Origin of the sequence: Winogradskya humida, assembly GCF_016862215.1 — a bacterium.
In the GTDB taxonomy this organism is placed as follows: Bacteria; Actinomycetota; Actinomycetes; order Mycobacteriales; family Micromonosporaceae; genus Actinoplanes; species Actinoplanes humidus.
In genome coordinates this window covers 157,501-176,456 of record NZ_BOMN01000112.1, presented here as the reverse complement: position 1 = coordinate 176,456, position 18,956 = coordinate 157,501, and the positions used below count along the sequence as shown (strand labels likewise).

The 18,956-nt window shown below is 71.1% G+C and carries 19 protein-coding genes; 7 read left to right on the top strand and 12 right to left on the bottom strand.

What is annotated here, in order from left to right:
* Window positions 1–16: 16 nt before the first annotated feature.
* The 4 genes from Ahu01nite_RS38945 to Ahu01nite_RS38930 form a co-directional block, all read right to left on the bottom strand.
* Window positions 17–961 (bottom strand): S1 family peptidase, encoded by a 945-nt coding sequence (locus Ahu01nite_RS38945; RefSeq protein ID WP_239159490.1) that lies wholly within the window; start codon window positions 959–961, stop codon window positions 17–19.
* Between the two features lie 154 nt (window positions 962–1,115).
* Window positions 1,116–1,874 (bottom strand): hypothetical protein, encoded by a 759-nt coding sequence (locus Ahu01nite_RS38940; RefSeq protein ID WP_203841754.1) that lies wholly within the window; start codon window positions 1,872–1,874, stop codon window positions 1,116–1,118.
* Window positions 1,875–2,050: 176 nt separating this feature from the next.
* Entirely contained in the window at window positions 2,051–2,842 is a 792-nt protein-coding gene (locus Ahu01nite_RS38935) for a toll/interleukin-1 receptor domain-containing protein (RefSeq protein WP_203841753.1), read from the bottom strand.
* Window positions 2,839–3,456 carry a hypothetical protein gene (locus Ahu01nite_RS38930; protein WP_203841752.1) on the bottom strand — a complete coding sequence of 206 codons (618 nt, stop codon included), beginning with the start codon at window positions 3,454–3,456 and terminating at the stop codon, window positions 2,839–2,841. The genes Ahu01nite_RS38935 and Ahu01nite_RS38930 overlap by 4 nt, the downstream gene beginning before the upstream one ends.
* A gap of 170 nt (window positions 3,457–3,626) precedes the next feature.
* On the opposite strand from Ahu01nite_RS38930, the gene Ahu01nite_RS38925 reads away from it, so the two are divergent.
* From Ahu01nite_RS38925 to Ahu01nite_RS38915, 3 genes are read left to right on the top strand one after another with little or no spacing between them, the layout of a single operon-like run.
* On the top strand, window positions 3,627–4,076 hold the full coding sequence (locus tag Ahu01nite_RS38925) for a hypothetical protein (protein ID WP_203841751.1): 450 nt from the start codon (window positions 3,627–3,629) through the stop codon (window positions 4,074–4,076).
* A 46-nt stretch (window positions 4,077–4,122) separates the two neighbouring features.
* Window positions 4,123–4,470: a hypothetical protein gene (locus Ahu01nite_RS38920; RefSeq protein ID WP_203841750.1), complete on the top strand. Its 348-nt coding sequence runs from the start codon at window positions 4,123–4,125 to the stop codon at window positions 4,468–4,470.
* Window positions 4,471–4,474: 4 nt separating this feature from the next.
* The gene (locus tag Ahu01nite_RS38915) at window positions 4,475–4,870 is read left to right on the top strand and encodes a hypothetical protein (protein ID WP_203841749.1); all 396 of its coding nucleotides are present in this window, start codon (window positions 4,475–4,477) and stop codon (window positions 4,868–4,870) included.
* Here Ahu01nite_RS38915 and Ahu01nite_RS38910 read toward each other — a convergent pair.
* The 8 genes from Ahu01nite_RS38910 to Ahu01nite_RS38875 are packed head-to-tail and all read right to left on the bottom strand — an operon-like array spanning window position 4,867 to window position 16,102.
* Window positions 4,867–5,427, bottom strand: a complete 561-nt coding sequence (locus Ahu01nite_RS38910; RefSeq protein ID WP_203841748.1) for a hypothetical protein — start codon at window positions 5,425–5,427, stop codon at window positions 4,867–4,869. The genes Ahu01nite_RS38915 and Ahu01nite_RS38910 overlap by 4 nt on opposite strands.
* A 14-nt stretch (window positions 5,428–5,441) precedes the next feature.
* Window positions 5,442–7,664 (bottom strand): glycoside hydrolase domain-containing protein, encoded by a 2,223-nt coding sequence (locus Ahu01nite_RS38905; RefSeq protein ID WP_203841747.1) that lies wholly within the window; start codon window positions 7,662–7,664, stop codon window positions 5,442–5,444.
* Between the two features lie 49 nt (window positions 7,665–7,713).
* Window positions 7,714–9,411 (bottom strand): NACHT domain-containing protein, encoded by a 1,698-nt coding sequence (locus Ahu01nite_RS38900; protein ID WP_203841746.1) that lies wholly within the window; start codon window positions 9,409–9,411, stop codon window positions 7,714–7,716.
* Window positions 9,336–10,784 carry a vWA domain-containing protein gene (locus Ahu01nite_RS38895; protein WP_203841745.1) on the bottom strand — a complete coding sequence of 483 codons (1,449 nt, stop codon included), beginning with the start codon at window positions 10,782–10,784 and terminating at the stop codon, window positions 9,336–9,338. The genes Ahu01nite_RS38900 and Ahu01nite_RS38895 overlap by 76 nt, the downstream gene beginning before the upstream one ends.
* A 25-nt stretch (window positions 10,785–10,809) precedes the next feature.
* Window positions 10,810–12,921 carry a serine/threonine-protein kinase gene (locus tag Ahu01nite_RS38890; protein ID WP_203841744.1) on the bottom strand — a complete coding sequence of 704 codons (2,112 nt, stop codon included), beginning with the start codon at window positions 12,919–12,921 and terminating at the stop codon, window positions 10,810–10,812.
* Window positions 12,918–13,775 (bottom strand): hypothetical protein, encoded by an 858-nt coding sequence (locus tag Ahu01nite_RS38885; RefSeq protein ID WP_203841743.1) that lies wholly within the window; start codon window positions 13,773–13,775, stop codon window positions 12,918–12,920. The genes Ahu01nite_RS38890 and Ahu01nite_RS38885 overlap by 4 nt, the downstream gene beginning before the upstream one ends.
* Window positions 13,769–14,815 carry a transporter substrate-binding domain-containing protein gene (locus Ahu01nite_RS38880; protein ID WP_203841742.1) on the bottom strand — a complete coding sequence of 349 codons (1,047 nt, stop codon included), beginning with the start codon at window positions 14,813–14,815 and terminating at the stop codon, window positions 13,769–13,771. Before Ahu01nite_RS38880 ends, Ahu01nite_RS38885 begins: the two co-directional genes overlap by 7 nt.
* Before the next feature lie 12 nt (window positions 14,816–14,827).
* Window positions 14,828–16,102, bottom strand: a complete 1,275-nt coding sequence (locus tag Ahu01nite_RS38875) for a GlnX family signal transduction membrane protein (RefSeq protein ID WP_203841741.1) — start codon at window positions 16,100–16,102, stop codon at window positions 14,828–14,830.
* A gap of 143 nt (window positions 16,103–16,245) precedes the next feature.
* On the opposite strand from Ahu01nite_RS38875, the gene Ahu01nite_RS38870 reads away from it, so the two are divergent.
* The 4 genes from Ahu01nite_RS38870 to Ahu01nite_RS38855 all read left to right on the top strand — a co-directional run bounded on the left by Ahu01nite_RS38870 (window position 16,246) and on the right by Ahu01nite_RS38855 (window position 18,795).
* Window positions 16,246–16,401 (top strand): hypothetical protein, encoded by a 156-nt coding sequence (locus Ahu01nite_RS38870; protein ID WP_203841740.1) that lies wholly within the window; start codon window positions 16,246–16,248, stop codon window positions 16,399–16,401.
* A gap of 43 nt (window positions 16,402–16,444) precedes the next feature.
* Window positions 16,445–16,879, top strand: coding sequence for a hypothetical protein (locus Ahu01nite_RS38865; protein ID WP_203841739.1), 435 nt, complete (start codon window positions 16,445–16,447; stop codon window positions 16,877–16,879).
* A 140-nt stretch (window positions 16,880–17,019) separates the two neighbouring features.
* Window positions 17,020–17,694: an IS5 family transposase gene (locus Ahu01nite_RS38860; protein ID WP_307794696.1), complete on the top strand. Its 675-nt coding sequence runs from the start codon at window positions 17,020–17,022 to the stop codon at window positions 17,692–17,694.
* Between the two features lie 243 nt (window positions 17,695–17,937).
* Window positions 17,938–18,795, top strand: coding sequence for an IS5 family transposase (locus Ahu01nite_RS38855; protein ID WP_203841737.1), 858 nt, complete (start codon window positions 17,938–17,940; stop codon window positions 18,793–18,795).
* Window positions 18,796–18,956: the final 161 nt, after the last annotated feature.

The following is an 18,956-nucleotide window of genomic DNA, read 5'->3' as shown; positions in this document are numbered from 1 at the left end:
TCTCAATAGGGGGTTTCTAGAGTCGCCGGTGCCGGCTGCGGCGCTTCCTGCGGGGCCGCAGCGCCACCGCGACCACGCCGCCCACCGCGACCGCGGCACCCGCCCACGGCAGCATGGACCGGGTGACCGAGGCGGGCTCGGGGGCCGGGGCGGCTTTGACGGCCGCGCTGGGTGTGGGCTTCGCCTTTGCGGGGAGCGACGGCTTGGGCGACGCGGACGGCACGAGATCCTTGCCGACGACCGATTTGATCCACGGGACCAGATTGTCGGTACGCCCGGCGGCGTCGGCGCCCGTGTGCGGGCAGCTCGGGCCGTGGCTGACAACCCCGACGACGGTGACGACGCCGTTCTTGGCCTCGGTGAAGTACGGGCCACCCGAGTCGTGCTCGCAGGCGCTGGTGTTCTTGTGCGGCGCCGTGCCCGTCATGCCGATCTCGGCCTTGCTCACCGACGTCACCCTGAACGTGCCGGTCTGCATCCGGTCCGGCAGCTCCTTGTCGCTCTCGTCGGTGAACCCGAACCCGGTCAGGCGCACGCTGGTGCCGACCGCGGGTGCCCTGGTGCCCAGCTTGAGCGGGGTGATGCCGGTGATCGCGCGGTCGAGCTTCGCGAGCGCGACATCGGCGACCCCGGCCTGCTTCACCGCGATGATGTCGGCCTCCTGACCGTCGTCACCGGTGAGGTCCGCGCGGCCGACGGTGGCGAACGTCCGGATCGCGACCACCTTCGAGACGCGCTTGTTGTTCACGTCGCGGAAGCAGTGCCCGGCGGTCAGCAGCCAGTGCGGCGAGATCAGCCCGGCCGAGCAGGAGCTGTCGCGGCGCCCGCCGTCCGGGGTCGGGATGCCGATGTCGGTGATCTTCACCGCGAACGGATACTTGCCGTCCGGCACGTCGTCCCCGCGGGCGATCGCCGACGCGGGAGCGGGCACACCGGCGACCAGAGCGGCGACTGCTGCCACGACCACCACCACTGCGCTACGAATCCGTTGCGTAGCGTTTATCATCCCTCGCCCCTTTGGTCCGCTCGGCAGCGGCCGCCATAGTGGCATCCCTCCGCCACTCTCGGCACTGGCAAAAGAGGGGCCACTATCGGCACTGGCAAAAGAGGGGCGGTCAGGCGGCGGTCCGCACCCGCCGGCCGGCACCGCCGAAGTAGTCCAGCGTCGCCTGCGTCTTGGTGAGCTGGTCATCGGCGATGTCCACCCGATGCGCCCGCAACACCGCGGCCAGTCGCTTGGTCACCCGCAGGGACTCCGCCGTCGCACAGCGCGTGGAGATCTCCAGGATCCGGGACCCATCGGGGTACGTCCACCGCTCCACGGTCAGCGCACGGTCCATCCCCGCCGGGGTAACCTTCGCCCGGCGCACCTCCACCGGCCCCAGCAGCATGAGATCGTCGAACCGGACCTCGGCCGGCGCATGCGCCGCGAAAAGCTCCAGCTGCCGCTTCGAGAACAGCTTGCGCAACGGCCGCTTCTCGGTGATCGCCCGCTCGACATCACCCACACCGAGCCGCTCCTTCAACGCCCCCGAGCACACGAAGTTACCCGGCATCGCGTCGACCTCGACCACGAACTGCTTGGACCGCCGCAACCGCCCCGGCAGGCTCCGCGGCTCCACCGGCCGCAGCTTGATCACCGAATCCCCGGCCTGCCGCGCCTTGCTGCGCACCCGCACCACGATGCCGTGCTTGCGGAGCGCCAGCCCCAAGGTGTCGAGGAAATAGACCCGCCGCGCCGACGCCCGGCTCATCCGCACCCCGAGCGCCGCACACGTCGCCGCCTGCGCCGACACGGGCACGACAAGCTTGAGCTCCATCTGCCCGGCCTCGCCGCTGAGCACGAGCATCCGCTCGAACTCATCGTCCGCCAACCGCCAGAACTCCTGCGCCGACCCCAACTACACCAACGTCCTCTGCTCGCCCCACCCGGAACCCCGGACGATTCTCCCACCACCGGCAACCCCACCCCGGCCGATCCCACCCCGAGGAGACCTGATTCACCCGCCCATCGGCGTATCCCACCCCCACCTGAGCGGTTTCATCGCACTCACGCCGGCCGATCCGCGCCCCGGATCGCCCGTACCAACTGCTGCACCGCGGCATCCCAGTCCTCAGCCAGATCCACGGCGTGCAGATCCTCCAGCGTCTCGCCCGCCCCGAGTTCCAGCGCGGGAATCTCACACGGCCCGAGCCGGACGGGAAGGAACCACCGCCGGTCCCGGGGGCGCAGCCGCAACCGCAGCTCCTCGACGCCGTGCGCACGCAACGCTGCGACCAGCCGATCCACCTCGGCGGAGTCCTCGCGCAGGTAGGAGATGAAGGCGTACGGCACGGGCTCCTGCTCTCCGGTGTCGTGATCGGTGAACGCCAGGCCGACCAGGGACAGCACCGACCCGAGCAACCCGGGCTCGGCGGCGAGCGAGGGCGTGTGCACCAGGGCTGCGCGGGGAGGCGTACCGATCGTCGTGACAGCGAGGCCCGAGGTCGCGTCCGGCAACGTGCAGGGGCGACCTGACGTGTCCCGCCAGCCGTCGTGCGCCAGATGGGCGATCAGCACGCGGGTGTCCCCGGTGGCGCGGCTGATCGTCGCCTCGAGCTCGCCGGCCGGCAGGTCCCGCACGCGGGCCAGCACCTCGCCGATCGTCGCGTAGGCCAGGCGTTGCCGGACCAGCCCGGTGACCAGCAGCAGCGGCAGGGCGCCGAACAGCACCACGCCGAGCACCAGACCGACCGTGCCGTCCCACGGTGCCGGCCGCCCGCCCCGCAGATACGCCGCGACCAGACCGGCCACCTGGCCGGTGAGGATCAGGACCGCCACGACGGAGATCGCGGACGTCACGACCGCCGCACCTCCCGCGGATCCCGCTCGCGCCGCACCAGCAGTATCAGCCCGGCCGCCGCGAAGCCCAGCATGATCACCAGCGCCGTACCGCGCAGCCCGAGATAGAGCTCCGGATCATCGACCAGCTGCACGGGACTCGGCCCGCACCAGCCGGCACAGAGCGGCACCGGCGTCTTCGTGACCAGGAGCAGCACCGAGAACAGCACGGCGGCCACGGTCGCCGCGCGAACCAGAAGACGCTCGCCGCGCCGGTCGATCCGGCCGGTCGGATACGCCAGGATCAAGTGGAACACGATCGGGATCTGCAACCAGAGACCGGGCACGCCCAGGAGCACGGTCAGGGACCGATCGGGTAGCTCGGACGGCAGCTGCAGCCCGATGTTGACATCCGACGCGATCCCGGCGAGACACATCGCCGACAGCGCGAGATCGATCCGGCTCCGCGGCCGCAACAGATGCGCCGCCGTTCCCGAGACCGCGAACAGCAGCTCCAAGGTGAGCCCCACGGCTCGCTCAGTGCCGGGTGCCTGCCCGTAAGCGACGCCGAGCCAACCATCAACGGCCCCAGCGACGATGCAGACCGTCAGGGGTGCGACCGTCCGCACCTTCATCACACGTTCCCTCAAAATCGGCCGATAGCGGACTATCTCACGAGTCGTGTGGCGTACGGCCGAAAGACACCCGTACGAGCATCAGCCGATCGTCCGATCTGGATCTCCTGCCGCGTCATTAGGATCTTGCGCGGTGCCGGCGAACCCGCCGCCCGAAAACGGGGGATGACATGCAGCAGAAACTCGAGACCCGCGCCTTCGACCAGGTCGCTTCGGTCCTGCAGCCCGGCGAGCAGCCGATCGCCGCGGCCCGGGCCCTGGTCGGCAAGTTCTCGGCCAGCCGGTTCGGGACGGCGCTCAAGCAGAGCCTCATCATGGAGGGTGGCGGCGCGCTGCTCAGCACGGTCCTGACGAAGACCAGCAAGCAGTTCGTCGTGGTCACCGACCGCCGGGTCCTGTTCCTGACCCAGACGTTCCTGGGCGGCCCCGGCAAGCGCATCATCGGCGAGCTCCCGCGCAACCAGGTCACCCTGGCCGAGTCGAAATTCGCCACCATGAGCGTCCTCCGCCTGGCCTTCGGCGACCAGGAGGGCGACGGCATCTCCCTGACCTTCCCCCGCGTCGACAAGAAGAACGCCGAATCCCTCGCCGCGGCCCTCCAGCACACCCCGGTCGCCTGACCGTAACTCCGTCGCCCTCCGGGGCCGCCGCTGCCACGATGTGACCATGAGCGGTGGCCCCCAGGAACCCGAGCCGGAGCAGTCCCGCGGCTGGCCGCAGCCGATCAGCACCGGCCACTGGACCGACACCGGCGGCGTCCGCTGGCATCTGCGCGGCCGCCGCATCGACAAGCCCGGCCCGCCGCTACGCCGCCTGCTCAACCGCCCCGGCCTGCGGATCCTGCACGCGTACGGCCCGGACCCGCTCGAGGTCACCGGCAGCGCCCGCGACGCGCTCCTGGAACGCGTGCACCGCTACTTCGCGGGTGAGGCCCCGCCCCACAGCGCGTTCTGGCTCGCCGAGTTCCGCAACGACAACCACCAGGCGATGCTCATTATCGAAGAAGGCTGCTGACCCCGTGATCGCCCTGGCCCTGTGGCTGTGGCTGTGGCTGTGGGCGAGGATCAGCATGGACTACACCGATGAGCATTACCGGCCGCGCTGTCCACGATGTGAGCAGGCGATGGTAGTCGTCATCGGTGACTACGGCCGATACGCGGCGATCCGGGATTGGCACGAGGGCGACATCCAGCGCCGGCCGTTGCGCCCGGCCGATCCGGCGGTGCTGACGGGGATCAAGGGGTGGATGGCCGGCACGGCGTCGGTGCACGGTGAGCGGGTGCTGGCGGTGGGTCTCACCTACCTGTTCGGCGAGGGGGACTGCCCTCACTGCGGTGCCACCTTCGAGGTGGCCGCGCAGAGGGAGCATTCCCGCCCCGCCGAACCCGACCCGTGGGCGGTGCAGGTGACTTAGCGCATCATTTTCTGGATCTTCTCGGCTCGGCGTTTGCGGGCCTCGGTGTACGGCAGTGCTGTGCCCGCGCCCACCCGCGAGGACCGCCGCCCTCCGCTGAGCAAACCACCCAGCCGCCCGGCAAGTGCCCGCAGCCGGGCGTTCCCCGGCGCGACGGTCAGCGTGAAACGCCCCTCCTGCGGCACGGCGGCGTCCCCGCCCCAGGCCAGCAGCCCGTCGCACTCGGCGATGATGTCGCGGATGACCGTGACCTGGTAGGGGAGCAGGCCACCCGTGACGCCCGGGGCGTACCAGCCCGGCCGGATGTCCAGCCCGTCGGCCGTCCCCACGAGATCACCCGCGTGGAGGGTGTCGATCTCGTAGTGGAAGCGGCGGGCGGCGTACAGGAAGACGGTCGCGGCCGGGCCCGGCAGGAGCTGGACCGTGGCATCCGTGCCCTCCACCGGGAAGGTGCGCAATGAAGCGACGGCGGGGGCGGCAGCGGCCGGCAGGGAGAACGGCAGGGCCGTGGCGACGCCGGCTCCGGCGCCGAGGACGAGCAGGGTGCGGCGGCGCATCGGGAGTCCTTTCATCATTCGGCTCCGGCGAGGGCGGTGAGCCGGTCGGCGAAGGCCTGGCAGAACGTGGTCAGGGCGGCGCTCGCCGGCACCGGTGTCGTGGCCTGGCCGCGGAGGAGCAGCGCTCGCGCCGTCACCATCGCGGTGTCCGTCGTGCTGGTGAGCACGGCAGCAGCGGCAGCAGCGGCACCGGTCGCCCCGCCGAAGCGGCCGTTGAGGAAGGTCGTGAAGCGGGTCGCGCGCGGTGCGGACCGCAGATGGGCGGCGAGCCGCGTGCCGCCCTTCAGTGCCGTGGCCAGGTGATAAGCGTCGACGTCGGCCACCAGGGCGGGCAGGTCGAACGAGCCGGCGACGCCGGGCTGGGCAAAGGCGTAAGCGCCCGTGAGCTGCCACTCGGCGTACAGGGCGGTCCAGTCGAGGCCCCAGCCGCCGAAGTCCGCGCGTACCCCCGTCTGCAGTGATCCCAGAGTGGCATCGCCGAGGCGGCTGGTGTCGATGTCGACAGCGGCCACCGGGTCGCGGTAGCGGCGGATGCGGGTGACCCCGGCCGCGCCGACCGCCGCCACGAAGCCCCTGTCGGTGGCGCCGTTGAGCAGCGACGACTGGGTGGAGTCGTGGCGGCCCGCGCGCAGGTACTGCAGCACCAGCGTGTCCGGGTCGCCCTGGCCGTAGGTGACGGCGAGGGCGGTGAGGCGGTCGATCCAGGTCAGGAACTCGGCGTGGGTCGCGGCAGGCGTGCCCGTCGCGCTTTCCCCCTCTTCCGTGTACGCGCGGAGCACGCACCGGTCGACCTCGAGCGCGCCGGTGCCCGTGCCGATGTCCACGGTGGAGATCTGGTCGATCGCCCAGTTGTCGGGCAGGGGGTAGCCCATGTTGCCGGTCCAGCCGGAGGTGATGCCGCTGACGAAGCTGCGCAGCGTCCACGCCTCCCGGGCGAGCCGGCTGCACACGTTGCGCGCACCGTAGACGCCGTGGGCGTAACGGCTGCCCCGGGCGCGCAGGCCGGCGGCGACGCCGAGGAAGTACGGCAGGATGCCCGCGTCGATGTTGGCGTCGGTGGCGTCGAAGTCGACCGCGAAGTAGATGGTCGCGTTCGCGTCGATGCCGTGACCCACCGCGGAGTCGTGGGCGGCGAGGGCGTCGGTGCGGCCCTGGGCGAAGCTGAAATAGCCGGCCGAGTCGGCGTACGTCTGGTAGATCGGGAACAGGCGCAGGCCGGCCGCGTACATTGTGGCCAGCTCGCCGGGTTTGATCTTCTTGTCGAGCGAGGTGCCTTCGACGTTGGTCAGATAACGCCCGATCAGGGTGTACCCGCCGTCGGTCAGCGTCTTCGCCCGGGCCGTGGTGACCTGGTCGATGGTGTCGGCCGCGCCGGCGGGCCGGGCCTGGTCACCCGTGCTGATCAGCAGCGACGCCCAGGTCGTGAAGTCGCCGGCGCCGGTCTCGGCCACCTGGGCGAAGTGCTGGAACGCGCGGACCTGGGTGGCCAGCGCCGCCGTGAACGTGTCCGTGAAGACCTGTGCCGACGGGTAGAGCGACAGCGCGCCCGTGAACAGCCGCACCCACGGGCCGGTCGAGCCGGTCTGCACGATGCCGCTGGTCCGCACGCCGGACTGGGTGAGCGGGCCGAAGTTGCCGTTGGCCTGCGAGTCGGTGAGGCCGGCCTCGTACTGCACGCCGAACGTCACGGCCTTGAGGATGTCGCGGGTGGCGCGGCCGTCGGCGGGCAGCACGAAATAGGCCGACCGGTTCAGGTAGCGGTCGTTCATCCACTGCTGCAGCGACCGTACGCTCGCCGAGCCCCCGGCCGCGAGCGTGTAACCATCCATGGAGAGCAGCGCCTTGAAGACCTTCGGGGCGACCGTGCCGTCGACCTTCGCGGCGAGCCCGGCGTCGGTCATCATCGCGGCGACCGCCCCGGACGTGCGCGAGCCCCAGAGCCCGTCGACGACGCCGGGGTCGTACCCCTTGCAGGTGGCTCCACCCTGGACGATCGCGACGATGTTGTGGTTGGCCTCGCTCGCGGTGACCGGCCCGTGCGCGGACAGCGCGGCGAGGGTGCCGGTGCCGAAGTTGTCGGCGAGGGAGGTGAGTCCCAGTTCGTGTTGCAGGCCGCGGGTCAGCGCGTACATCGTCTGCCAGCCGACGATGCCGTCCTCGGTGATGACGTTGTATCCGCTGACCGTGCGGTAGGTGGCGTTGACCCACCGCTGAACCGCCAGTACCTCGGCGCTCAAAGAGATTTCCCTCCGTCGATGACAACCGGGGGGACACTACCCCGGCCCGTCAACCCGGTGGGGGCACACTCGTGACCGCGCGCCCGGCGAAGAACAAGTGCGCGGCTCTGCGTACGGTCCGGGGCTGGCGTCCGTCGTCGGCGAGCGCACGCAGTGCATCCAGGTGGGCCCGGTCGGCGGCCAGCGTGATCAGGACGGCCCGGGCCTCGGGTGATCCGTCGGTGAGCAGCGTGGCGAGGACCTCCACGAGGACGGGCTCCGGCACGGGCAGCCCACCCGCGGCGAACCGGCCGACGTCCGTGGAACCGCCGGGCGCCGCCCGCATCTCCGCGATGAACTCCTCCGGGGTCCCGGCCCGCTCGAACTGCCAGCCGACGACGGCCTGACGCGACGGGGTGCCCATCCCCGTGGTCATGGTGTTCCGGTCCAGTCCCGCGGCGGGCCGTTCGGCCGCGAGGTAGGCGACGAGGCCGGTCCAGGTCGGCACCAGGCCACGGCGCCCGTTCTGGAAGATCCCGGTCCGCAGCAGCAATGTTGTCACCGGCTCCCGCCAGCGCCCGGGCCGGGAGCCGGGCAGCTGCTCGCCGATCCAGGCGAGGGTGCCGGTCACGACGTCCTTGCCGTCCACGGACGACTTAGCGGCGGCGACGAGCAGGTCGCGGCGGTGCCGGCTCAGCCATTCGGTGTCCGGCCCGATGTCGTGCGGGTCGGCGAACAGGGCGTCGAGGGCGGTGCGGCGGGCACCGAGCAGCAGCCCGACGAAGGCCTCCATGAGTTCGGCGGGGCGCGGCGCCGATCCGTGCATGCCGTTCTCCCAGAGCACGGCGGCGACCGTGACCAGCAGCGGGCTGCGGGCCTTCGCGGAGGCGGGATCGCTGCCCAGCCAGGCGAGGAAGGGCCCGGGGCGGGTGAGCCACTTGGCGGCCAGCGCCGTGACGTCGTCCTCGGTGAACGGCATCAGGTGGTACGCGTCGAACGTGCCGAGCGTCTCGAGCTCCCTGTCGCCGAGCGGCCGGGTGGTCACGACGAGCCGCCAGTGCTCCGGCGGTGTCCCGGCCTCCCGGGCGAGCATGTTGATCACGGCGCTGCGCTGCTGCGGGTCGACCAGCGCGTCGAGCCCGTCGACGAGGATCACCATCCGGCGGTGCGGCAGCGGCTCCTGGTCGAGCTCCGGCGCCCACGGATCGGCTGCCTCGGCGACCGCGCGCTGGAGCGTCTGGCCCACCAGCGCGGCGGCCGTCAGCCGGATCACGAGCGGGCCGTCCGGTGCGCGGCGCAGCCGGCCGGAGCTGGTCAGCCACCGCTGCGCCGACGCGGCGGCGGCCTGCCGGACCAGCGCGGTCTTGCCGCTGCCCGGAGGGCCGATCAGCAGGGCGTGCGGGCCGTCGCCGAGGACCAGCCGGTCCGTCGGCACGGCGGCAGCGGCCGGTCGTTCCCGGGGCTTGGCGGTGCGCGGCACATAGACCTTCAGCAGGGGCGGGACGTGCGCGTCGAGCGGGTAGCCGTCCTCCTCGCCGGTGTCGAACTGCGCGTTCCAGTAGCGGGTGAGGTCGCGCCACCACGATTGGCGGCTCTGCCGGTAGAAGGTGACCAGCGTGGCGACGGCGATGATCGCGGTGAGGATGCCCGACACGTCGTTCGCGACGTTGATGCCGTCGAGGAGCATCGTCATCATCCGGCCCTGTCGTAGCGCACGCCGCACCTGCCGCAGAAGCGCCCGGTCCACGTCGTGTCGTGATGCCGCCACGCCTCAATCTCGTCCGTGCCGCCGGCCGCCGCGGCTTCGGGCTTGCGCCATGCCGAGGTCTGCGGCCCGTGCGCGGTCAGCGGGGGCAGCATCCGCGGGTTCACGTCGCCGCGGATCCGGACCTTGCCCGCCGCGGCGTCGTCGATGTGGACCACCCGCGCCAGCAGGTCCAGTTTGGCGGTGGTGCCCGCGGCGTGCGCGAGGGCGGCCGCGATGCCGAACTTCCGCGCGGCCTCCTCGCGGTCACCGGACTCCAGAGCGGCCAGGCCCCGCCGGATCGCCTCGGCGAGATCCTGCTGGCTGGTGTAGTGCGCCACGGTCGGGTGCACGGCGGTGAACAGCGGGAACTCGTCCGTCCACTCCACGGTGATGCCCGCCTCGTCGATGCCCGCCTCGTCGGGGCCGGCGTCACCCGGGGAGGAGAACGCGCTGAACCAGGCGATCCGGCGGCGCTGACCGGCCGCCATCGGATCCACGTCGAGGGCCACGTGGTAGTCCCGCTTATCGCCGGGGCTCCACGCGCCGGTGGGGAACTCGGCGGCGGTGTCGCGGCCGGTGAGATCGGCGATCACCGGGTGGACCTGTTTGACGAACCGGATCCGGGCGACCTCGGCGTGGCGCACCCGCAGGCGTACGTCCCCCGCGCGGCTCGCCATCGAATGCGCCAGCACCCGGGTGAAGTCGGCGGCCAGGGTGCTGGTGTCCTCGACCGGCACCACCGGGTTGGCGCCGAGCGCGTCCGCGATGCGCAACAGCTCGTCGCCGTCCCAGTCGTGGCTGCCCTCTGCCGACCCGATGCCCCGGCAGTCGACGGTGAAAGCGCCGTCGCAGGCCTCGAGCGCGGCGCTCAGCTCCGTGGCCTGTTCGCTCTCGTTACGCCCGTCGGTGAGCAGGACGGCGTGGCCGATGGCGTCCGGCCGCTGGGCGACCAGCTCGCGGGCCAGGCGCAGCCACGTCCCGATCGCCGTGCCGCCGTGCGGGGTGGCCCGGCGCACGGCCTTGCGCGCGTCCGCCCGGGTGCTCTCGTCCGCGACGGCCGGCTCGCGCCCCGCCGGGTAGATCATCTCGGCGACGTGGCTGCCGCCGACCACGGCGAACGCGACACCGTCGGGCAGCACGTCGATCGCCGCGATCGTGGCGAGCTGGGCGGCGCGCATCTTCGTCTGCGGCGCCCCCATCGAACCCGAGCAGTCCAGCAGGATCACCTCGGCCAGCCCCATGCCGGCCGGCCCCATGCCGGCCGGCCCCATGCCGGCCGGGCCGGGGCCGGCCGCGGAGCCGTCGTCGTCGGCGCGGACGGTCACGATGATGTCGACGGTGGCGTCGCCCGCCGGAAGGTATTCGTTGTGGTGCGCGGTCACGCTGAACTTCACGTCGGCGGCCTCTCCATGAGCGATCTCACCACCACGACACCGGGCGGAGGCGGTTGGCGGCGTCGACGAGCCGGACCCGGTGACGCCGGTCCGAGGTGCGCGCCGCGAGCCGCCGGCAGCGCTGCTCGAACGCGGCGCCGAGCGCGTCGCCGGTCATCGCCACCCCGAACATGGCGCCCTCGGCGGGCAACCGGTCGCCGAAGTGCCCGAGGGTGAACCGGATGGTGTCCAGTTCGGCGGCCGTCCGGTCGTCGGAGGCGGGCAACTGCTCGACGACCCGTGCCGCCCGCCCGACGGCATCGAGCCCGTCGGCAGCCGTGGCCAGCAGGCAGCGCGCGTATCCGTACCCCGCGGCAACGACCCCGCGGTCCGCCGCCCAGACCCCGCCGTAGTGCTCGGTCGCGGTGGCCACGTCGTCGCAGAGCTCGGCCGCCACGGCGTACGCCAGCCGCGCCGACACCTCGCCCGGCACCCACCCGAACGCCTGGTCGAACTGGCGCCGCGCGTCGCCGGCGCGCCCGGCGGCGAGCGCGATCAGCCCCCGGTGCCACCACAGCGCCCAGTCCTGGTGCTCCTCGGGTCGGTCCGCCAGCAGCTCCTCGGCCTGCGCGATCTCGGCCCCGGCGCGGTGCGCGCGGATCGACGACCGGTCCGTGGACGCGGCCACGGCGACCGCGAGATGGGCGCGTACGGTGCGGAAGAAGACGCCGTCGGACGGCCCGGGCGCCTCCCGCAGCTGGGTGAGCACCTCCTCGGAGTCCGGGCCGAGCGAGGCGAGGAACGCGGCGGCGGGGTCGCTGCGGTTGACCAGCGGCATCGGCAGTTGCCGCAGCAGGCCGGTGAGGTCCAGGGCCCGGTGGTCGACGTGCAGGGCGAACGCGCAGGCCGACGGGCTGAAGACGGTGGAGCGGGCGGGTTCCGGCTCCCCGGTGGCCGCGGCCCGCAACTGACGGCGTACGCCCTGGAGCTGCTCGCGCATCTCCGCGGCCGACGCGAACCGGTGTCCGGGGTCGGGCGCCGTGGCCCGGTCCAGGAACCGCAGGTACACCTCGGAGGGCAGCTTCGCCCCGGCGACCCGGCCGAGGAGGCGCTGCCCCGCCGGGAACCGCGTCGGGAGCCCCGCCGTGTCATCGGTGAGGGTCAGGGCGAGCAGCGTACGCCCGACGGAGTAGAGGTCCGAACGCACGCCGGTGCCCCACGGCCCGCGCTGCTCGACCTCCGGGGCGACCAGGCCGGGGGTGTACCAGGGCGGGTTCACCCGGTCGTCGATCCGGCGGACCGCGCCGAAGTCGATGAGCTTGATCGGGTCCGGGTCGTGGTTCTGCACCGCGGGGACCCGCATGACGTTCTCCGGTTTGAGGTCGCAGTAGAGCAGCCCGCGCTCGTGCAGGAACTCGAACGCGTCGAGGATCTGGTCGCCGAAACCGAGCGCCTGCACGATGTTCACGGCCTTCGGCACCCGCGGCGTGCCGGGCCGGCCGCGCGCGTCCTCGAGGGTGCCGCCGGGGATGTACTCCATCACCAGGTAGGGCCCGCCGGCGGCATGCTCACCGGCGACCACGTCGAGGATGGCGACGATCCGGCGGTGGTTGTGGCTGATCAGCGTCCTGCGCTCGCCGAAGAACGCCTCGGCGGCGGCCTTGTCGTCCGGGTTGCGCAGCCCTTTGAGGACCCGCCACGCGTTGTCCATCGTCCGGTCACGGGCGAGGAAGACCCAGCCGACGCCGCCGTAGCCCAGGCAGCCCTCGATCAGGTAGCGGCCGTTGACCAGGGAGCCCGGTTCGAGCGGCGGCCAGAACGAGTAGCCGGTGCCGCAGTTCTCGCAGAAGCCCTCCGTCTCGCGTACGGGCTTCGCGCACTTCGCGCAGACCCGGGCGGACGGCGCGACCGGCCCGGGCTGCAGCGCGTCGAGGGGATCGCGCACCCGGGTCGCGGGCAGCAGCACGGCCTGCTCCCACGGGTATTCGCTGGTCCGCTCCCAATGCCTCTCCCGCTGCGGCGGCAGCTCTTCTTCCGCCTCTTTGACCAGCGGGGCGTCGGGCGTGCATTCGTGGCCCCACTTGCGGCAGAAACCGTCCCGGTCGACCACCCCGGGGCACTGCCGGGCCGCGCACCGGCCGCTCACGCTCACCGTCATGGCAGGTCACCGTTCACGGCCCGCTGATAGGCGAGCACCGCCGCGCCCGCCACCGCCAGGTCGAACCCGTCGGGTCTCAGCGCCCGCCGGGCGGCCTGGTAGAACGGATCGAGGGTGAGCAGCTCGCCCAGGCCGTCATCGGCGGCCTTCTGCCGGTACGCCGCGAGCCGCCCGGTGAGCTCCGCGTAGTACCCCTGCCGCAGCGCCCGCCGCTGGACGATCACCCCCTCGGTGGCCCGGACGACGTCCGCCTGCAGGTCGCCGGTCGGCAGCTCGCGCCAGCGACCGCTTCCGGCCGCCTTCTCCCAGAGCGCGAGCCGGTCGAGCACCGCGAGGGCCTCGGGGCTGATCTGCGGGCGGCCGTGCCCGAGCCCGGCGCTCAGGGCGTCGGCGATCAGCGTCTCCAGCTTCGCGAGTTGCTCCCGCAGCGCGACTCCCGGCCCGGCCAGGGCTTCGCCGAGCCGCACCGCACGAACCGCCAGGCGGATCTCGCGCTCCCGCTCCTGCGCCTCGGCGACGATCCGGGCGACCGGCATCGTCTCCGAGCGCGGTGGCACCCCCGTCGCCGCGGTGAACACCACCCGGCACGGCGTGGACGCGAGCCGCAGCAACTCCGCCCGCAGCGCCGGGTCGCCGCCGTGCTCCTCGATCCGCCGGTCCAGGGCCACCAGCTCGTCGACCCGGTTCTCCAGAGTCTGGGCGAGACACCCGAGCTGGTGCAGCAGGTCGAGCGCGTCCTGCGCGGCGATACCGCGCCCGGGCTGCCCGGTGACGAACCGGTCCAATTCCAGATAGGTACGCGCCACCGCGCGGCACGCCTCGCGGGTGTCCTCGTAAGCGCTGGTCATCACCATGGCCACACCGTCACACTCGGCCCCGCGGCGGGCATCCCCTCGTCCGGGTGCGTGGGCAGCCATTCGTCGTGCGCCCGTCCCCACTCCCCGGACTTGTCGGTGTCACGCATGCCCTGGAGCACGTAGTTGAAGTAGCGGACCAGCGCCTCGTCGCCGCGGCCGAACGCGAAGGAGTGCGGCTCGTCGGTGAACCAGGTGCAGTCCTTCTTCTTCGCGTTGAAGGCGCAGGACGGCTCGCGCGGCGGATCCGTGACCAGCATGGTGTCGGGCGCCATCGCCGCGAAGCCCCGCAGGATGTTCTCGTCGGTGCTGGCCGCGTCGACCTGGCCCTGGCGCAGCATCACCAGGCAGTCGATGGAGTGCTCGGTCTGCACCGGCACCAGCGCCCGGCCGGACGCCGTGCGGTAACGCCGGATCGCGGTCAGCGACGTCGTCTCCCGTGGCGCGCAGACCCGGCGCCCGCCCAGCTCCTCCATGCCCGCGAACTCGGGGCGCAAGGCGGGCGAGCCGATGCCGGGTACGCGCCTGACCAGCGCGGTCTGCCCGGAGTCCAGATAGTCGCTGGAGAAATACGCCAGCGCCGCCCGTTCACAGGTCGCCGTCAGCGACGTCGCCACCACGTCGACGTGCTGCTTGTGGAGCGGATCGAGCTGCTTGAGCGCCCCGGTGCCCGGTGGCACGGCCCGGAACGTGATCTTGCTCCGCGGGTCGGCGCCCGGCCAGAGCGAACGGGCCACGGCGAGCAGCAGGTCGATGTTGAACCCCTCGAACTGGTGCGAGGCGGCGTTCCAGTGGCTCATCGTGGTGTCGGAGAGGTCGACCCCGGCGACCAGCTTGCCCCCGGCGAGCTTCGGGGGCCGGACGTCGCTCGGCGGGAAACTCCTGCGGACCAGGCAGGACAGCGCGTCGTTGTCCTTCTCACCCGGCGGCCCCACCCCCTCGGGCCGCGCGGGAGCCGCACCCGTGGCATCGCCGGCCGCCGCACACCCGGAGAGAGCCAGCAGGACGGCCGCCGCCCACGCCGTGGTTCGTCGTAGCATCGCCGCCTCCTCTCAGTAGTACTCGCTCAGCCGTGCCCACAGCCCCGCCACCGCGGCGATCGCCGCGATGAGCAATAGCGCCGGCATCAGCAACCGGTGCTGCACCGGCGTTGCGGGCAGCCACCCCACCGCCGCGTCGACCTCCCGCTCGCCCTGGTCCTGCCGATCGGTGAGCTGCTGCGCCGCCGAGTCGAACGCCCGGGCGACGGCCCCGCTCGCCAGCACCAGGTCGACCGCGGCGTTGTAGTCGTCGGCATCGCCGCTCTGCCGTGCCGTCCACACGTTCGTCAGCGCCGTGCAGTTCACCCGCCCGGCCCCCGTACCGCAGAGATCACGGGCGAGGAAGTCGAGCCGATGCTTCTCGGGGTCGACACTGGCCCCCAGCGCCAGATACACGTCGGCCCGCCCGCTCAACAGAGAGCCGAGCTGTTCCTGGGTCACGGCCTCACTGTCCATCCGCGACGCGAGCGCCGTGAACCCCACGTCGGCCCGCGCGTAATGCGACCACGACGAGACCAGCAACCCGAGCACCACCACGACAGCCGCACCCGCGGCGACCAGCCCCGCGTTGAGCCGCCGCCGGGTCCGCCGCCACAACCACCACTGCACCGCGCCCAGCACGAGCAGCACCACCACGGGCAGACCGAGAGCGGCGACCCGCCACCGCTGCCCGTCCCGCTGCGCCCGCGCCAGCCGCGCCCGGTCGTCCGTGCCGAGCCGCATCACCGACGGCAGCACCACACCGGACATGTAGAAAGAGGCCTCCCTGGCGTACGCGGACGCGAGCACAGCCTGCTTCGCAAAGTCGTCACCCAGCCCCGCCGTCCGCCCGTCATCCACCACCCTGCGATACACCCGCACCGCATCGGCGATCGTGGTGAGCTGCGCCAGCCGAGCCGGATCGCCGTACGCCCGCACCATCGCCGCACTCAACGCCCGCTGCGCCCGATCCACGGCCGCGACGTAGGCCGTCGTCAGCTCGGTCCGCCGGACCCGGTCCGGAGCCAGGAACAGCGCACTCGCGGCCACATCGGTATCGGCAAGCCCGCCGTAGATGTCCCGCGCGCTCGCACTGTTACTAGCGGTCGCCGCCGCAGCATCCTTCCCCAGCGCCTCCGCAGCCCCCGGCGACACCACCGTGACCCCGGCCAGCGCCCCCAGCAGCAGCACCACAACGCCGACAGCCACCATCAACCGGCCCGGCGTGTCCAACCGGCCCAGCATCCCGGCCCGCCGCGACCCCGCCGGCCCGATCCCGGCATCCACCGGCCCTGTCTCCGGACGCATCCCCCCGAGCGTGGAAGCACCAGCCACGCGAAACATCCCTTTCGGACCCCGACCCGATCACACAGGACCCGTCATCATGACGCCCAGACGTTTCGCGATCACGATCAGTGTCCAAGATCTGACTCGCCGAAAGCCTGCGCTGTATGACCGCCTACCCGACTGGGGTCACGGAAGGTGAACTCGCCGCGGTGCTCGCCCGGCCCGCTTCAGAGTTGTCGACCCGTGGCTGGGCCGGGCGGCGCAGCACCCCACGCCCCCGCCCAGCAATCATCGCCGTCCCGGAACCCACCCACCACTGAATTCCGGCTACCCAATTACTCGCCATCTGCTATTCGCATTCCTATGATCTATCTCAACCCGGCAATGGCACGCTCACCCCTTCCGATCATGCCGTTCCCCGACAAGTACCAAGTAGTGCAATACATGCAGCTGGAAATTTTCACGGCAGTCGAATTGGCCTGGCTACGCGACCCCACCAAGCGCCGAAATTACTCCGCGGCAACCGAGGTGTTCCGGCGTGAACACCGGGTCCGGCGCGCTTTCGGGAAGGCACTGGGCCATACCGCCCGCCTGCGACGCGACTCTCCTGAGGCGCGGACACCGGACGGCAAGGTCATGTGGATCGAGGCGGCACGTGCATTGTTCCGTGCAGCAAACACCACGCAGGCGTGCGCCGACGCCACAGCTGAGCGTGACCGCAGGCGCGCTGCGGGTGAGCTGTTTGACTGGACCCGTTTTGCCACCCGCTGGCAGGTGACGCACGCCGCCGTCTGCTGACCCGCCGGCCCCGCACCTCCCCGGCAACACGCCGATGACGCCGCGCATTCACACAAGACTCTGCTCGAGGACCGGTCCACTCAGAGAGTGTTGTGATACCTCGATGGGATTTTTGCTGACTATGTCAGCGAAGATCACGTGTGTGTCGTTGCGTCTGCAAACCGGTGTATGAGTCCTCACGGACCGACGGGCAGTGGGCGGTCCTAGAACCGCTTTTCCCGCAACGGAATCCGTGCCGGGGCGGGCGGCCGTTGCGCTATCCACGCCGGCTGATCATCGACAGGATCCTCTACGTACTGCGCACCGGAACGGCCTGGCGGCATGTCCCGCACGACCTCGCGCCGTGGGACGCCGCCTATCGCTGGTTTCGCTGCCGGCGCGCCGATGGCACCTGGGACCGGGGCCACGACCAGTTACGTGACCTGGTCCGGGTGGCTGAGGGACGTGATCCGCAGCCGTCGGCCGCAGTGCTGGACTCGCAGACCGCGCACAGCCATGAGGGCGGTGAGGCGATCGGCTGGGACGCCGGTAAACGCACTCGCGGTCGTAAGCGCCATCTGCTCGTCAATACCAGCGGGCTCCTGCTGAAGGCCATGGTCCACGCGGCGTCGGTGCAGGAGCGGGCCGGGGCCAAACTGGTCCTTGCCGGGATCACGACCGTGTTTCCGCTGCTCGGGCTGGTCTGGGCTGATGCCGGTTACGCCAACCGTATTAATCAGGGTTTACTGGCCGGCGACGACATCGAACCGCAAGGCCCGATTGAAACCGAAGCGGCCCCACGTCTTCAGGACGAACTCAATCGGGACCCCATGTAGTCACCCGGTAACCCAACACTCTCTCACTGGACGTTTTATTAGCCCCGATGGTGTTATGGGGCATCTGAAGACAAGCGATCATGGCCCCGTCTGGCCGATATAACCGGATCACGCATTATCGGCGGCTTCACATCTGTGCAGGACGCGGCTTTTCATCCCTCGATCGTGTTTCATTTACTTTCACCACGGTATCGACGGACATGCTGTCCCCGCCACGAGCCGGCAGCACCGTAAGCCACCACTATGACCGAACGCCGCGCATACCCCTCCGACCTGTCCGATGCCTGCTGGTCCCTGATCGCGCCCCGGCTGACCGCGTGGCGTCAGGCCCGCACCGACGCCCGCACCGAGATCGGTATCAAGGGCCGTACCCCCACCCACGATCTGCGGGAGATCTTCAACGCGATCCTCTACGTCAACCGCACCGGTATCGCCTGGCGCTACCTGCCTCATGACTTTCCTCCACATGCGACGGTGTACGGCTACTTCGTCTTATGGAGTAGGGAAGGGATCTTCACCGAGCTGAATTACACCCTCACCGGACTCGTCCGTGACCACCGCGGCCGCACCACCGAACCCACCGCGTCCATCATGGACACCCAGAGCGTCAAAACCTCCACCAACGTGCCCCTCGAGACCCAGGGCATCGACGCTGGCAAGAAGATCGCCGGCCGTAAACGCGGCATCATCACCGACACCCTCGGCCTGCTGCTCGCCGTGATCGTCACCGCCGCCAGCGTCAGCGACAACGTGATCGGCAACGACCTGCTCGACCGGGCCACCACCCTGCACCCCACCCTGACCAAGACGTGGGTCGATGCCGGATTCAAGGTCAAAACCGTCGAGCACGGCGCCACCCTCGGTGTCGATGTCGAGGTCGTCACCAAGGATCCCCAGGTCAAAGGGTTCAGCGTCGTCAAACGCCGGTGGGTCGTCGAACGCACCATCGGCTGGCTCATGCACCACCGCCGCCTCGCCCGAGACTACGAAACCAGGCCCGCCAACTCCGCAGCAATGATCACCCTCGCCATGATCGACAACCTCGCCCGGCGAATCACCGACGAGACCACCCCAACCTGGCGAGACCCCCAAACCACATAACACCAAAAAATACGTTAATCAGACGTCCTCTCAGGCGAAGCAACCGAATTCTCGCCGACGGTTATTGAGCCTTTTTCATCGTGACGGTGCAGGTCACGGCCGGGTTCGAGGGCCTGGTGCCGACATAGGACGAGACTGCCGGTAAGACAGCAATCGATCAA

Coding starts and splice junctions, on each gene's coding strand:
- Ahu01nite_RS38920 (WP_203841750.1), top strand. CDS start 4,123: ATGAGCGGTGGCCCCCAGGAACCCGAGCCGGAGCAGTCCCGCGGCTGG.
- Ahu01nite_RS38925 (WP_203841751.1), top strand. CDS start 3,627: ATGCAGCAGAAACTCGAGACCCGCGCCTTCGACCAGGTCGCTTCGGTC.
- Ahu01nite_RS38880 (WP_203841742.1), bottom strand. CDS start 14,815: ATGCTACGACGAACCACGGCGTGGGCGGCGGCCGTCCTGCTGGCTCTC.
- Ahu01nite_RS38910 (WP_203841748.1), bottom strand. CDS start 5,427: ATGCGCCGCCGCACCCTGCTCGTCCTCGGCGCCGGAGCCGGCGTCGCC.
- Ahu01nite_RS38885 (WP_203841743.1), bottom strand. CDS start 13,775: ATGGTGATGACCAGCGCTTACGAGGACACCCGCGAGGCGTGCCGCGCG.
- Ahu01nite_RS38855 (WP_203841737.1), top strand. CDS start 17,938: ATGACCGAACGCCGCGCATACCCCTCCGACCTGTCCGATGCCTGCTGG.
- Ahu01nite_RS38865 (WP_203841739.1), top strand. CDS start 16,445: ATGATCTATCTCAACCCGGCAATGGCACGCTCACCCCTTCCGATCATG.
- Ahu01nite_RS38870 (WP_203841740.1), top strand. CDS start 16,246: ATGACCGCCTACCCGACTGGGGTCACGGAAGGTGAACTCGCCGCGGTG.
- Ahu01nite_RS38930 (WP_203841752.1), bottom strand. CDS start 3,456: ATGAAGGTGCGGACGGTCGCACCCCTGACGGTCTGCATCGTCGCTGGG.
- Ahu01nite_RS38875 (WP_203841741.1), bottom strand. CDS start 16,102: ATGCGTCCGGAGACAGGGCCGGTGGATGCCGGGATCGGGCCGGCGGGG.
- Ahu01nite_RS38890 (WP_203841744.1), bottom strand. CDS start 12,921: ATGACGGTGAGCGTGAGCGGCCGGTGCGCGGCCCGGCAGTGCCCCGGG.